The following is a 14,396-nucleotide window of genomic DNA, read 5'->3' on the forward strand; positions in this document are numbered from 1 at the left end:
CATGATATGAAGTTCTCGTCATGGAAAATGTGAAGGAATCACGTCAGGGTTGCCAACTGGCAGGGGCTACACGAGCAGAACGGCAAATGGGAAAGTCTCAGCGCGTACGGGATCCAGTTCACAATCTCATCGAGTTTGATGGCGGCGATTTCGAACAGACGTGCTGGAAGGTTCTCCAAACCCGACCAATGCAGCGGTTACGTCGAGTTAAGCAGCTTGGCTTCTCTGAATATACCTATCCAGGTGCTTCACATACGAGACTGTCTCATAGTATCGGCGTATTCCACACCGCTAGATTGCTGGCAGAAGTTGTTCGAAAGAGCCTAGGCAACGACCACTACAGGCAGTCGGACGCGCAGATCGCTATTGCCGCTGCTTTAGTTCATGACGTGGGTCATGGACCGTTTAGCCACGCGTTCGAGGACGCACTTAAAAAACTCAAAAAGGGTCGAAAACACGAGCTTCGGACTCGCCAAATTATGCAGACTGACGAAATGCAGGAGGCGTTTGAAGATTATCCTGAGCTGCCTGAGCAAATCGCGGACCTGATTGAGGCTGAATTTCCAACAAACATCTATGCGTCGATAGTTTCGAGCCAAATGGATGCTGATCGCCTCGACTATATGAGGCGAGATCGCATGATGTCAGGGACCCAGCAGTCCGGCATAGATTTCGATTGGCTTTTGAGCAATCTGGAGGTTCAGAAAGTTCCAGTGGGGCAGGACGGAAAGTTTGTGAGAAAAGCTTACACTTTCGTCATTAACGAGAAGGCAGTTGTCGCTGCAGAAGGGTATATTTTCAGTTTATTATATCTGTACAAGAACGTGTATTTTCACAAAACCACGAGAGGTCTGGAGAAAATATTCACAGCCTTGGTTTTCCGGATAGCAGAACTTGTCCAGGAGGGATCAGAAGAAAAAGCTGGCCTGCATTCGACACACCCCTTGGTGCAGTTTCTCCGCGATGCTGAAGATATCGAGAACTTCTTGGCTCTGGACGACACGGTTGTGCTTGGCTCTCTCAATTCGATGTCTCTCGCGCCCGATGGAGCAGTTGCCGAACTCGCCATCCGTCTTCGAGATCGGAAAATCTACAAGTGCATCGACGTCACGAACCGCATGATGCGATCTTTCGGATTGCCTAAGGAAGACGACGATGCCGACGCTCAAGCCGCGCGTGGCGCGGAGGCTGCCAGGCGTGTGGCTCGGGTTGCAGAGATGGTCGCCGAACGAGGACTCCTGACCCAAATGGCAGATAACGTGCCTTTGTTCTTGGAGGACACGGCGCCTAGAAGCCCATATAAGCGCGTCGATTCGTCGAGGTTGTTTTCCCGCATACATGTGGCTGCCGGAAAAGATCTTCACGATTTGGCAGAAATGTCACCCGCCGTTAACTCTCTTTCCGACTATAAAGCCTACCGGCTTTATGGCCGGGATAGGGCTGAAGTGCGGGAAATAGAGAGAATCATAGAGGAAGCTTCGCAATGAGCACCGTGACCGCTAAAAGTGTAGCGCTTGTAGTTAAGTCTGCCGGTGAGATCGTTGGTAAAACTCGCCTTCAAAAGACCTTCGCCTTGCTAGAAATGACCGGAGTTGGTTTTGGATTTTCCTTCGATTACCATCTATTTGGCCCATTTAGCGAAGACTTAACGATCACTGCTGATCGCGCCGTTGCCCTTGGCTACATTTCTGAGAAGCAGGGGCGGGCGAAGTGGGGCGGTTTATACTCTGTCTATGGCTCAGATAGACGTGAATCTTCCGGAAACCTTGAGCGTGATCAGATTATTGAGATCGCAAAAGATGCTGACTCCATTGTACTTGAACTGGCAGCCACCGCTGCTTTCTTGGCTTCACAAGGAGAGGCTGATCCTTGGGGCGAACTTGCCGCACGCAAGCCTGAAAAAGTAACGAGGGCACGTCTATCGCAAGCCAAGGAGCTCTATCGTGAGTTTATGCGGGTCAATACTCCAGTAAAGCTGCCTGCAATTATTTAAACGTATACCCCGCGCTAGATATGCAGCTTTGGTTCGCTTGCCCTGAACGCTGTGAAAGGCACAGCTTTATTTCGCGTTAGCCTCTTCCCTACAGCCGCCCTTTCCTGAACCTCTCCTGTGCCTCGGCCGCCGCTTCTGCGCGCCAGCGTTTCGGCGCCGACTTGTCGACGGCTTCGCCGGCGCCGGTCAGGGCTTCGTTGGCGAACTCCAGGTCCATCAGCTTCATGCGCTTGATCTCGTCGCGCAGGCGGCCGGCTTCCTCGAACTCCAGATTGGAGGCGGCCTCGCGCATGCGGCCTTCCAGGTCGCGCAGGGCGGCCTGGAAGTTGGATCCGACGAAGGGTTTGGAGGCTTCGGCCACGCCCGGTTTGGTCAGGCGATCCATCTCGCGCGACTCATAGGGGCTGTCCATGATCTCCTTGATGTCGCGCTTGACCGTTTCGGGCGTGATGCCGTGTTCGGCGTTGTAGGCCATCTGCCGTTCGCGGCGGCGGTCCGTCTCGGCGATGGCGCGCTCCATACTGCCGGTCATGCGGTCGGCGTACAGGATGACGCGGCCGTCCACATTGCGCGCGGCGCGGCCGATGGTCTGGATCAATGAGGTCTCCGAGCGCAGGAAGCCCTCCTTGTCCGCATCCAGGATGGCGACCAGGCCGCATTCGGGGATGTCCAGACCCTCGCGCAGCAGGTTGATGCCGATCAGACAGTCGAAGGTCCCCAGCCGCAGGTCGCGCAGGATCTCGATCCGCTCCAGCGTATCGACGTCGGAGTGCATGTAGCGGACGCGGATGCCCTGCTCATGCATATATTCGGTCAGGTCCTCGGCCATCTTCTTGGTCAGGGTGGTGACCAGGCTGCGATAGCCCTTGGCCGTCGTCGCCTTGACCTCGTCGATGACGTCGTCGACCTGGTTGCGGGTCTTGCCCGACACGGGGCGGATCTCGACCGGCGGGTCGATCAGGCCGGTGGGGCGGATCACCTGCTCCACGAAGACGCCGCCCGCCTGTTCCATTTCCCACGGGCCGGGGGTGGCTGACACGTGCACCGTCTGGGGGCGCATGGCCTCCCATTCCTCGAACTTCAGCGGGCGGTTGTCGATGCAGGAGGGCAGGCGGAAGCCGTATTCCGCCAGCGTCGACTTGCGGCGGTAGTCGCCCCGGAACATGCCGTTGATCTGGCCGATGGTGACGTGGCTCTCGTCCACGAACAGCAGGGCGTTGTCGGGGATGTATTCGAAGAAGGTCGGCGGCGGCTCGCCCGGCGCGCGGCCGGTCAGCCAGCGGGAATAGTTTTCGATCCCGGCGCAGCTGCCGGTGGCCTCCATCATCTCCAGATCGAAGCGGGTGCGTTGCTCAAGCCGCTGGGCCTCCAGCAGCTTGCCGTTCTCGACCATCCAGTCCAGCGTCTCCTTCAACTCGGCCTTGATGCCGGTGGTGGCCTGGTTCAGCGTCGGGCGCGGGGTGACATAGTGGCTGGCGGCATAGACGGTGATCTCGGTCAGGTCGGCGGTCTTCTTGCCGGTCAGGGGGTCGAACTCCTGGATCGCCTCCAGCTCGTCCCCGAACAGGCTGATGCGCCAGGCCCGGTCCTCCAGGTGGACCGGGAAGATTTCGATCACGTCTCCGCGCTTCCTGAACATCCCCCGGTCGAAATGCACGTCGTTGCGCTTGTACTGCAGGGCGATCAGATCGGCCCGCAGCTTCGCCTCGTCGATCTGGTCCCCGACCTTCAGCGTGAAGGTCATGGCGGTATAGGTCTCCACCGACCCGATGCCGTAGATGCAGCTGACCGACGCCACGACAATGACATCGTCGCGTTCTAGTATAGCCCGCGTCGCAGAGTGCCGCATCCGGTCGATCTGCTCATTGATCGACGAATCCTTCTCGATGTAGGTGTCGGTCCGAGGGACGTAAGCTTCGGGCTGGTAGTAGTCGTAGTAGCTGACGAAGTATTCGACTGCGTTGTCGGGGAAGAAGGCCTTGAACTCGGAGTAGAGCTGGGCCGCCAGGGTCTTGTTCGGGGCAAGGATCAGGGCCGGGCGCTGGGTCTGTTCGATGACCTTGGCCATGGTGAAGGTCTTGCCCGAGCCGGTGACGCCCAGCAGCACCTGATCCCGGTCGCCCGCCTGGGCCTGAGCGACCAGTTCGGCGATGGCGGCGGGCTGGTCGCCGGCGGGGGTGTATTTGGTTTCAAGGCGGAACCGGCCGCCCTTCTTCGTCCCTTCGCGCGAGGGGCGGTGCGGCGTCCAGTCGGCCGGGGCGGCGACCGGCTCCTCCGGCGTCAGGCGCGGGCCGGCGACTGGGGCGAACATCGGCATCTTGCCCGTATCCCGGATGAAGGCGGCCGACGCCTCCTGAACGCCCGGATTGGGCACGTGGACGGGCTTGGCCGACTTGGCGGCGGCGGGCTTCGGCGTCGAAGAACGGTTCATGAACAGAACTTAGTGCGCGGGACGGGACGACGCCATAGCGCGCCGCGCCGAAGACGGTTGCGGTCAGGGCCTCCGTCAGGCGGCGCGCGATGTGATCCAGCGTCCGTCGGGCAGACGCTCCACATGGCCGTAACGATGCAGCGTCGCCAGAACGCGCGTGATGCGCGGCTCCAGCCGGGCGCCGCCGCTGAACCGCAGGGCGAGTTCGGGCGGGGCGACGGGGCCGAGCGTCTGCAGGGCGGCCTGGATCGCCAGCGGCTGTTCGTAGCGGTCCCTCGGGAAGGACGGACGGGCGCGTTTCGTCTCGGCGGCGAGCGGAACCAGCGACAGCGAGCGGGTCTGGGCGGCGGCCAGTCCGCTGCGCGGCTGCTGGTGATCGGGGCGCAGCCAGCGGACACGGCCATTCCGTTCCTCGGCTGCGCGTTCGTGGTTCAGGGCGACCAGATGGGCGACGATCTGCGTCTCGGTCAGCGTCTCTGGCCAGCCGTAGGCGTCGAGGGTCAGTCGATCCACGGCGTCATGCAGGTCGCGCAGGATCAGGATCAGGCCGCGCTGTTTCACCTCTTCGCTCCTGGCGTCGAGCGGGGCGCCGGATCGAACCTGCTCCAGGCAGTTGTAGAGGCCGGTCAGGGTCAGGTCGGGATGGTCGGACAGGACGGCGCGGCGGTGGGCGTCCAGGGCCTCGCCCGCCTCGCGCAGACGCTGGCGCATGGCCTCGTCGCGGGGCGGGAAGGGGAAAGGATCGAAGCAGCGGGACTTCACATAGACGGCGTCACGATCATAGACGCCAAGCTTGCCTGCATTGGCCAGATACCAGGCTGCATGTGTTCGAGAACTGAGTATGGCCAGATCGGCGGCGTCGTCGAGGGCGAAGGCGATCAGCTTGTTGTCAGGCAGGATCTCGGCGTCGAGGAATTGGAAGACCCGATGCTTGGCCGTTTCGACCGTGGCGATGTAACGTCGAAGACCTTCGATCGCGGGTCTGAAATCGGACCTCGGCTCTCCAAAGGTCCACCAGTTGTCGCGGTAGCAGGCGCGGCGGTTTGCGTCGCGACCGATAAGGACGCCCTTGTCGTCGCGCAGTTCCTTCACCTGTTCGACCACATGCTGATAGGCCTCGGGAAAACGCAGGCGCAGGTCGTCCGCCGACAGGCCGAAGAAATCCAGCACCCAGGCGTCGCGTGATCGCCCGGTCAGGTCGCGCCCGTTGCGATAGGGGCGGATGTGACGCTCAAGCCCGGGCCGTCTTCCCAGGCCCAGCAGACGCGCCTGGTCATGGCCGACGATGAAGCCGGAACCGTGCAGCTTGACCCCCGGCGAGCAAAGGCCCGCCGACGCCTTCAGCGCCAGGGCCTTGGTGACGTCGACGCCGATGGTCAGGTCCGCATTGATGCGGCCGGTGCTGGCGATCAGTTCGATGACGGGCTCGTCCGTATCCAGCGCGGCCTCCGAAACCCGCGTCAACACCGTCCCGTCGTGGCGGCCGGCCTGGGCGACGGTCATGGCGATGCGGACGGCGGCGCTGTCGCGGCTGGCCTTGGTCCAGGGGTGGTCCGGCGCGGCGTGGACCAGGCTGAGCGTGCGAGGGCCGTCGAGCCAGCGCTCGACGGTGCGGCGCTGGAACACCTGGGTGATCGAATTGGTCGTGACGAAGCCGAAGCGACGCAGCGTCGCCCCCGGCCGCGTCAGGATGTCGGCGGCCTGATCCCACCAGTACATGACCAGATCGGCGCTTTCGTTCATGCGCGGATGCGCCGCCCACAAGGCCTCGGCATAGCCGGGGTCCAGTCGGGAACGCAGGTCCTTGCCGCCGATGAAGGGCGGGTTGCCGACGATGAATTCCGCCTCCGGCCACGTCGCCGGTCGCGGATTGGGCCGCAGTTGAACCGGCGCGCCGTCGCGGTCGCCGGTCGTCACCGCCGGGGCGCCGTCCCAGTCCAGGGCGGCGTCGGTGCATCGGATGTTGCCGTGCGCCCTCAATATGGGTTCGGACGGATGGCCCGTGCGGTTGCGGTAGTGCTGTTGCAGGAAGCCGATCCACAGGACGACGTCGGCGATGGCGGCCGCACGCGGATTCAGCTCCAGGCCCAGGAACTGACGCGGGTCCACAGTGTCCAGGCCCAGCGTGTCCGACTGGCCCAGGTCCAGCAGCGTCTGCAGGACCTCGCCCTCCAGCTTCTTCATCTGTTCCAGCGCGACATAGAGAAAGTTGCCCGTGCCGCAGGCCGGGTCCAGCACGCGCGTCCTGCACAGGGTTTCGTGGAAGGTCTTGACCAGCCGCACGGCGCCGCGCGCATCGCCCTCGTCGCAGGCCATTTCGACGCTCTGCTGAACCTGCGACCAGTCGGCGCGCAGCACCTCCATCACCGTCAGTTCGACCATATGTTCGACGAAGCGGCGCGGCGTGTAATGGGCGCCCAGCCGGCGGCGTTCGGTCGGTTCCAGCGCGTGTTCCAGCAGACTGCCGAAGATGGCCGGCTCCACATCCTTCCAGTTCTTGGAGGCGGCCAGGATCAGACGACGGATCTCGGGCGCGCCGAGGGGAAAGGCGCACGCCTCCGCGAACAGCTTGCCGTTGATGTGGGGCAGATAGTCGCCGAAGCCCGAATGGAACCTTCTGGATCGATCCGGCTGATCGAAGCGGGTCCACATATCCTCCATCATCGGGGCGAAACGTGCGGGAAAGCGGACGCAGTCCTCCAGCATCTCGACCAGCCTCGGCTTGGGGATCAGATCGACGTCGGCGATGAAGATGGTGAAGATGCAGCGCATCAGGAAATGCGCCGCGTCTTGGGCCGAGACGCCCTGCTGCTCCAGTCGCCGCGAGATGACGCTCAGTTCGTCGGCGATCTCTCGGGTGACGACGGCCGCGATCCGCGCGGGGTCCAGGCTGTGCGGGTCCGTCCAGATCGCGCGCAGCCTGTCCTGGATTTCCGGCCGGGCCAGATCGGCGTGGCTGAACCGATGGCCCACGCGGTCGGGAAAGGGGGCGTAGCCTCGACCCGTGCCCGAAAAATCCGCCCAGACCTCGAAAGAATGCGCCACGTCGCAGATGATGACGAACGGCGGGGCGACGTGATCGGCCGGCAGCATGGAGACATAGGCGAAGGCCTGGGCGCGCGCATTGCGGATCAGGGTGTCCCAGCCGGGGCCGTGCGACGACGGCGCCGGAGCGGGCGCGTCCCCGAACGGCAACAGCTTCGATGTGCCGGACAGGCGCGACTGTTTCGCCTCCATCACGAAGCAGCCCCGTTTGTAGAGATCGATGCGTTTGGGCTGGCCCGTATGGAAGCAAGGACGCACGGCGCGCTCGAACACATAGTCGTTGTGCAGCGTGGTCGCGCCGGCCGGATCGGGCGGCGGCAGGCCCAGCGCCCGCAGCAGTCCCAGAATATAGGGCGCCATATTGGCGCGTTCGGCGCCGCCTTCGGTGTCCGCCCAGAACGCAATGAAGCTCTCGATGTCCATGCAGCCCCCACCGCGTATGAAGGCGCAATAACACACGTATAAATTGTATTTGCAAATCGTTCGGGCAGGGCGTCGTCACCCTTGACACCCTCGTACAGTATGTCGCATACACTGTGTATCACACACTATGCGGCGCACGGAGTTTTGGCGTTGAGCGAGACCGAAGAGGCGCTGCTGTTCGAGAGCCTGCGGCTGGAGTTGCGGCGAGGGTCGTTGATCCTGGCCGTGTTGGCCAGTCTGAAGCGCGAGCAGTACGGCTATTCGCTGCGGGTCGCCCTGGGCGAGGCGGGGGTCGAGATGGAGGAAAGCACCCTCTATCCCCTGCTGCGTCGGCTGGAGAGCCAGGGCCTGCTGGACAGCGAATGGCGCGAGGAGGAACGGCGCAAGAAGCGCTTCTATCGCCTGTCGCCGAGGGGCGAGGTGATGCTGGCGCGGCTGGCGGCGGAATGGCGCGGCCTGTCGGCCTCGCTGGAGACAATGCTGTCGAAGACGGATTTGAAGGAGGGAGCGTGATGGACCTGGTGGAACGCTATCTGAACGCCGTGGCGGCGCAACTGCCCAAGGCCGTTCGCGAGGACATCGTGGCGGAGTTGCGCGACGAGATCATGGGCCGGCTGGAGGCGCTGGAGGCCCGGCTGGGTCGCGCGCCGACCGACGACGAGGTCGAGGCCCTGCTACGCGAGGTGGGGCATCCGCTGAGCGTGGCGGCCCGCTATCGTCCGGGGCCGCAGGCGCTGATCGGGCCGACGCTCTATCCGTGGTGGCTGTTTGGGGCCAAGGTCGGTCTGACGGTCATGGCCGCCGTCACCCTGGTCGGGCTGGCGGTGCGGGTTCTGGTCGGCGACGTCTATGTGGGGCAGGCCGTCGGCCAGGCCTTCGCCAGCCTGTTCAGCGGCGCCGTCACCGTGATCGGCCTTTTGACGCTCGCCGGTTTCATTCTGGAGCGGCAGGACAGGAAGCCCGACTTCATCGCCAACTGGCGGGTCAAGGATCTGGGCGTGTTCGAACTGGGCGCCGACTTTGACCCGGAAGGTTGGACCCGCGAACGGATCGCCAGGGGGGAATGGTTCAGCCGGGGGCGCGAGCGTCCGTCGAAATCGGGCGGCGAGGTCCGCAAGGGCGCCCAGATGTCCCCCGTCGCCCGTGCCGTGGCCAGCGCCATCGGCTGGTCGGTGCTGCTGCTGTGGTGGACGGGTCTGCTTCAGATCCGGCCGATCCAGCCCGAGGAATGGGCCGGCGTCGTGGACGGCGTGAACTATGGCCGGATTCTGGGTGAGATGTTCGCCGCCGCCTACTGGCCCGTCGTTCTGTTCGCCGTGTGCCGGATCGGTTTCGACCTGCTGCGCGCGATCTCGGGCGGGAACGTGCGTCTGACGGCGGCGGGCGACATCCTGTTCGGCATGGCCGCCGCCTGGGGCGTGCTGTGGATCTGGTTCTGGTCGACCCTGTCCCCGGTGATCTGGGTCGGCACGGCGACGGAATTCTACGACAGGGTGCGGCTGCTGTTCGAGCGCGAGGATCACGTCGGCGGCCTGGCGACCATATTGATGGTGGTCGTGGTCTGGGCTTTCGCGGTCGAGGTCGCGCGTATCGTCCGGGCGGCGGCGCGTCTGATCGTCGGCAGGGAGACGAAGGCCGCTTGACGGCGTGTAACCTATAGGTGATATGTAACCTCAAGGTGACTTGAGGAGGTTTCGATGTCCATCGACGAAAGCAAGGGCGTTCGGCAGGTCAGGGCGCAGCGACGCCGGTGCTGGCTCACCGGCATCGCCATGACCGGCCTCGGCCTGATCGGACTGGCCGGCGGCACGGCCTACGCCGTCCTCAACGGCGTCGAGGGCGACCGGGCGACGATCGCTGGCGTGTTCGCGGGCATGGGCTTCGGCTTCGTCATCCTGGGCGCGATCATGGCCTTCTGGGGCCGGCCGGGCCGTCCCATCGATCCGGCGTCGAGCGGCGAAGGCGCCCAGCGGGCACAGTTGCAGAGCGCGCGGACGCGGCAGCTGGTGATCTTTCCGGTCGTGATGCTGCTGTTCATGATCCAGGCCCAGACCGCCATGCAGCGGGTTCTGGGCGGCGACCACAATCCGGGGGCCTATGTGCAGATTCTGCTGCCGGTCCTGTACGGTTGGGTGATCCCGCTGATCGTCATGGGCTGGGACATGCGCACGCGACAGAACCGGCGCCTGATGGACGACGAGCTGACCGAACTCATGCGGTCCAGGTCGATGATCCTGGCCTTCGTCGTGCTGATGGGCGGGATCACCGTGGCGCTGGGCCTGGGATTGTGGCGGGCCGACTATGGGGTGATGGCGTTGCCCTATGTGCTGGCGCTGGGCGGCGCCTCGGCGGGCTTGCGCTTCGCCTGGCTGGACCGCGAGGCCGGCCGCGATGGGTGATCCGCGCCTGGGGTCGCGGTTGAAGGACGTCCGCACCGCCGCCGGCCTGACGCAACAGGCGTTGGCCGACAAGACGGGGGTGTCGCGCAAGACCATCAATACGGTCGAGAACGGCGTCTTCATTCCCTCCACCCTGTTGGCTCTGGAGCTGGCGCGGGCGCTGGAGACGACGGTGGAGGCGCTGTTCTTCCTGAACGACTGATCCGATCCATGTCCGAAAACCGCGAGACAGGGCGGGGCCGGGCGGGCATCCTGCCTTCATGGATACGGCTCTGGATCAGGACGCCTGTTGGCGGGCGGTGGTGGCGCGGGACGCCCGTTTCGACGGGCGGTTCTTCACCGGCGTCGTCTCGACCGGCATCTACTGCCGTCCGGTCTGCCCGGCGCGCACGCCCAATCGGGAAAACGTGGAGTTTCACCGCACGGCGGCGGCGGCCGAGGCGGCGGGTCTTCGGGCCTGTCTGCGCTGCCGGCCCGAGACGGCGCCCGACTTCGCCGGCTGGCGGGGCGAGACCCCGCGCGGCGGCGCCTGGCGTGGAACCGCCAATACGGTCAGCCGGGCGCTGGCCCTGATCGAAGCGGGCGCGCTGGACACGGGCGATACGGAGGCGCTGGCCGCGCGCCTTGGCCTGGGCGAACGCCAGCTGCGACGCCTATTTCGCCAGCACCTGGGCGCCGCCCCGGTCAGCGTGGCACAGACCCGGCGCGTGCTTCTGGCCAAACAGCTGATCCACGAGACCGATCTGCCCATGTCCGACGTGGCCTTGGCGGCGGGCTTCGGCAGCGTGCGCCGCTTCAACGAGACGTTTCAGGCCCTGTATGGACGGGCGCCCTCGGACCTGCGGCGCCGCAAGGGCGACGGCCCGGCCGGGGGCGAACCCGGCGGGACGATCAGGATCGGCCTGAGCTATCGTCCGCCCTACGACTGGCTCGCGATGATGCACGCGCTGGCGACGCGCGGCGCGACGGACGAAGCGGTGGCGGACGGCGCCTGGACGCGACGGCTGCGCGCGGCGACGGATGGCGCGGACGGGTCGGTCACGGTGCGCCCGGCCGGCGAGGGCAGGGCGGAACTCCATGTGCGGATCGGCGACCTGAAGGCCCTGCCGGGCGTGCTGGCCCGCGTGCGGCGGGTGTTCGACCTCGCCGCCGATCCCGAGGCCATTGCGCGCGACCTGTCGGCCGATCCTCGCCTCAAGACGGCCTTGGAGGCGCGGCCGGGGCTGAGGCCCGCCGGCGACTGGATCGACATGGGCGAAGACGCCCCCAGCGACCGGTTGACGACGACCGACGCCGCCCTTCTGGCGCGCGCGGAACACTGGCGGCCGTGGCGGGCCTACGGCGCCCTCTATTGGACCCTGAGCGAAGGACTGGCGACATGACCGAACAAGCCGAGACGGCCCCTGCCTTGACGCTGACCCTGGACCGGATCGCTTCGCCGGTGGGCGAGGTCCTGGTCGTGACCGACGCCGACGGCGCGGTTCGCGCGCTGGACTTCCACGACTACGAGCCGCGCCTGCGCCGGTTGCTGCACCGACACTATGGCCCGGTCGCGCTGGGCGAAGGCCGGGCGCCGCAGCCGGTGCGCGACGCCGTGACGGCCTGGTTCGGCGGCGACCTGACCGCCTTCGACGGGCTGGAGGTCCGCACCGGCGGCACCGTGTTTCAGCGCGCGGTGTGGCGGGCCCTTCGCGACATTCCCGCCGGCGAGACCCGCACCTATGGCCAGCTGGCCGCCGCCATCGGCGCGCCAAAGGCTGTGCGGGCGGTCGGCCTCGCCAACGGCGCCAACCCCGTCGGCGTCATCGTGCCCTGCCACCGGGTGATCGGCGCCAACGGAACCCTGACCGGCTACGCCGGCGGCTTGGAGCGCAAACGCTGGCTGCTGGCCCATGAGGCGGGCGGGCGACTGCTTTGACCCGTCAGGCCGTTTGTCGCACGACGTCGGCGTCAGGCAACGGCGCGGGGCCGGGTTCGTTATCTTCAGCCCGAACGAGACTGGAGAACCGACGATGAAACTTTCCAATGGCGCGCTGGTGGCCGTGGTGGACGGCGAGAAGCTGGTCCTGTTCAGGAACACGAACGGTTCCGACATCACCCTGATTCCGCTGGAGAATCCCCCCATCGCCGACCGTGTGTCCGGTTCGGCCGGACGCCGCTCCAACGAGGCCAATCCCGATAACGACACCCAGGCCGAGGACGGGTTCGCCATGGGCGTTGCCGAGGTGCTGAACAAATGGTCCGTCACCAACAAGATCGACGAACTGCTGGTGATCGCCGCGCCCAAGACCCTGGGCGAGTTGCGCAAGCACTGGCGCAAGGACCTGCAAAGCAAGCTGGTCGGCGAGATCGCCAAGGACCTGACCGGCCATTCCAGCGACCAGATCGCGGCGGCCATCGCCAAGGCTTGAGGCGCTGGTGATGTAAGGAAAAGGGGGCGCCGTAAACGCCCCCTTTTTGTCGTCAGGCGCCGTCCAGGAACAGGCGGCAGGCGGGATTGTCGGTCTCCTCGACATAGGGATAGCCCAGGTCCGCCAAGGCGGCGGCGAACCGATCCTGATCCTGCGGCGGCACGCTGATCCCGGCCAGCACCCGGCCCACGTCGTCGCCGTGGTTGCGATAGTGGAACAGGGTCAGGGCCCAGGCGGGCTGTAGGCTGTTCAGGAAGCGCAGGAAGGCGCCGGGCCGTTCGGGGAACTGGAAGCGCAGGATGCGTTCGTGCGGCAGGCCCACGGTGCGTCCGCCGACCATGTAGCGGACGTGCAGCTTGGCCGTCTCGTTGTCGCTCATGTCCTCGACCGCATAGCCGCCGGATCGCAGGGCGGCGATCAGGTCGTCGCGCTCGTGCGGCCCGTTCCTCAGCGCCACCCCGACGAAGATCTGAGCCTGGCCGTCGCCGGACCAGCGATAGTTGAACTCCGTCACCGCCCGGCCGTCCAGACTGTCCAGGAAGCGGCGATAGTCGTCGCGGTCCTCCTTCATCGCCACGGCCAGCAGCGCCTCGGCGCCCTCGCCGATCTCGGCCCGCTCCGCGACGTGACGCAGTCGGTCGAAGTTGACGTTGGCGCCCGAGTTGATGGCGATCAGCGACCCGGTTCCGGGATTGGCGCCCGCCCAGGCCTTCAGCCCCGCCAGGGCCACGGCGCCGGACGGTTCGGCGATGGCGCGGCTGTCGTCGAAGATGTCCTTGATCGCCGCGCAGATGGCGTCGGTGTCCACCAGCACGATCTCGTCCAGCAAATCCCTGCACAGGTCGAAGGTGCGCTCGCCCGCCCGGCGCACGGCCACGCCGTCGGCGAACAGGCCGACCTCGTTCAGGGTCACGACCTGACCGGCGTCCAGGGCGGACTTCATCGTCGGGGCGTCGACCGGCTCCACGCCGATGACGCGGGTTTCGGGCCTCAGGAATTTGACGATGGCGGCGACGCCGGCGGCCAGACCGCCGCCGCCGATGGGCACGAAGACGGCCTGGATCGGATCGGCGTGCTGGCGCGCGATCTCCAGCCCCACCGTGCCCTGACCCGCGATGACTTCGGGATCGTCGAAGGGGTGGATGAAGACCGCGCCCGTCCGTTCCTCCAGCAGTCGCGCATGGGCGTAGGCGGCGTCGAAACTGTCGCCGTACAGCACGACCTCGCCGCCCAGCGCCCGCACGGCGGCGACCTTGATGCCCGGCGTGGTGGTCGGCATGACGATGGTGGCGGGGGTGTTGCGACGCGTCGCCGCCAGGGCCACGCCCTGGGCGTGATTGCCGGCCGAGGCGCAGATGACGCCCCGCGCCAGTTCGCTTTCGGACAGGGCGGCGATCTTGTTGTAGGCGCCGCGGATCTTGAACGAGAATACCGGCTGCAGGTCCTCGCGCTTCAACAGGACGGGCCGGTCCAGCCGCGTCGACAGGCGGCGCAACGGATCGAGCGGGGTCTCCTCCGCCACGTCATAGACGCGGGCGGTGAGGATGCGGCGGATGGTGTCCTGCATGGAAATATCGAAAAGGCGTTGAAGTCGGAAACGAAACGGGCCTTCGTCTAGGCGATGGGCGCGGTTTTGGGAAAGGTTTTTGCGCCTTGATCCTCTGCGAAACACGCGCGACCTCACGCCGGCGTCT

Annotated in this window: 12 protein-coding genes; 9 read left to right on the top strand and 3 right to left on the bottom strand. The window is 65.5% G+C overall.

Annotation, left to right across the window (positions count from 1 at the left end; genetic code table 11):
* Positions 1-20 precede the first annotated feature (20 nt).
* Both SH203_RS04045 and SH203_RS15240 read left to right on the top strand, forming a co-directional pair.
* Complete coding sequence (locus tag SH203_RS04045; protein ID WP_087119598.1) at positions 21-1,487, top strand: HD domain-containing protein; 1,467 nt, start codon at positions 21-23, stop codon at positions 1,485-1,487.
* Positions 1,484-1,993 carry a hypothetical protein gene (locus SH203_RS15240; RefSeq protein WP_143275682.1) on the top strand — a complete coding sequence of 170 codons (510 nt, stop codon included), beginning with the start codon at positions 1,484-1,486 and terminating at the stop codon, positions 1,991-1,993. Before SH203_RS04045 ends, SH203_RS15240 begins: the two co-directional genes overlap by 4 nt.
* Before the next feature lie 88 nt (positions 1,994-2,081).
* Here the strand turns inward: SH203_RS15240 and uvrB are convergent, their stop codons facing one another.
* Positions 2,082-4,424 (bottom strand): excinuclease ABC subunit UvrB, encoded by a 2,343-nt coding sequence (uvrB, locus tag SH203_RS04050; protein WP_087119599.1) that lies wholly within the window; start codon positions 4,422-4,424, stop codon positions 2,082-2,084.
* 75 nt (positions 4,425-4,499) lie between these two features.
* Positions 4,500-7,892, bottom strand: coding sequence for a DNA methyltransferase (locus SH203_RS04055; protein WP_087119600.1), 3,393 nt, complete (start codon positions 7,890-7,892; stop codon positions 4,500-4,502).
* Between the two features lie 99 nt (positions 7,893-7,991).
* Between SH203_RS04055 and SH203_RS04060 the strand changes: the two genes are divergently transcribed.
* The 7 genes from SH203_RS04060 (at position 7,992) to SH203_RS04090 (ending at position 12,702) form a co-directional block, all read left to right on the top strand.
* A complete protein-coding gene (locus SH203_RS04060; protein ID WP_375600714.1) occupies positions 7,992-8,405 on the top strand; it encodes a PadR family transcriptional regulator in 414 nt (137 codons plus the stop codon).
* Positions 8,405-9,535 (top strand): hypothetical protein, encoded by a 1,131-nt coding sequence (locus SH203_RS04065; protein WP_087119602.1) that lies wholly within the window; start codon positions 8,405-8,407, stop codon positions 9,533-9,535. Before SH203_RS04060 ends, SH203_RS04065 begins: the two co-directional genes overlap by 1 nt.
* Before the next feature lie 54 nt (positions 9,536-9,589).
* On the top strand, positions 9,590-10,291 hold the full coding sequence (locus tag SH203_RS04070; RefSeq protein ID WP_087119603.1) for a hypothetical protein: 702 nt from the start codon (positions 9,590-9,592) through the stop codon (positions 10,289-10,291).
* Complete coding sequence (locus tag SH203_RS04075; protein WP_087119604.1) at positions 10,284-10,493, top strand: helix-turn-helix transcriptional regulator; 210 nt, start codon at positions 10,284-10,286, stop codon at positions 10,491-10,493. Before SH203_RS04070 ends, SH203_RS04075 begins: the two co-directional genes overlap by 8 nt.
* Positions 10,494-10,551: 58 nt before the next feature.
* Positions 10,552-11,673: a bifunctional transcriptional activator/DNA repair enzyme AdaA gene (locus SH203_RS04080; RefSeq protein ID WP_087119605.1), complete on the top strand. Its 1,122-nt coding sequence runs from the start codon at positions 10,552-10,554 to the stop codon at positions 11,671-11,673.
* The gene (locus SH203_RS04085; RefSeq protein ID WP_087119606.1) at positions 11,670-12,209 is read left to right on the top strand and encodes a methylated-DNA--[protein]-cysteine S-methyltransferase; all 540 of its coding nucleotides are present in this window, start codon (positions 11,670-11,672) and stop codon (positions 12,207-12,209) included. The genes SH203_RS04080 and SH203_RS04085 overlap by 4 nt, the downstream gene beginning before the upstream one ends.
* A 94-nt stretch (positions 12,210-12,303) precedes the next feature.
* Entirely contained in the window at positions 12,304-12,702 is a 399-nt protein-coding gene (locus tag SH203_RS04090) for a host attachment protein (protein ID WP_087119607.1), read from the top strand.
* 52 nt (positions 12,703-12,754) lie between these two features.
* On the opposite strand, the gene ilvA is transcribed toward SH203_RS04090, so the two are convergent.
* Positions 12,755-14,269: a threonine ammonia-lyase, biosynthetic gene (gene ilvA / locus SH203_RS04095; RefSeq protein ID WP_087119608.1), complete on the bottom strand. Its 1,515-nt coding sequence runs from the start codon at positions 14,267-14,269 to the stop codon at positions 12,755-12,757.
* Between the last annotated feature and the right edge of the window lie 127 nt (positions 14,270-14,396).

Source organism: Brevundimonas sp. SH203, from assembly GCF_002157625.1.
In the GTDB taxonomy this organism is placed as follows: domain Bacteria; phylum Pseudomonadota; class Alphaproteobacteria; order Caulobacterales; family Caulobacteraceae; genus Brevundimonas.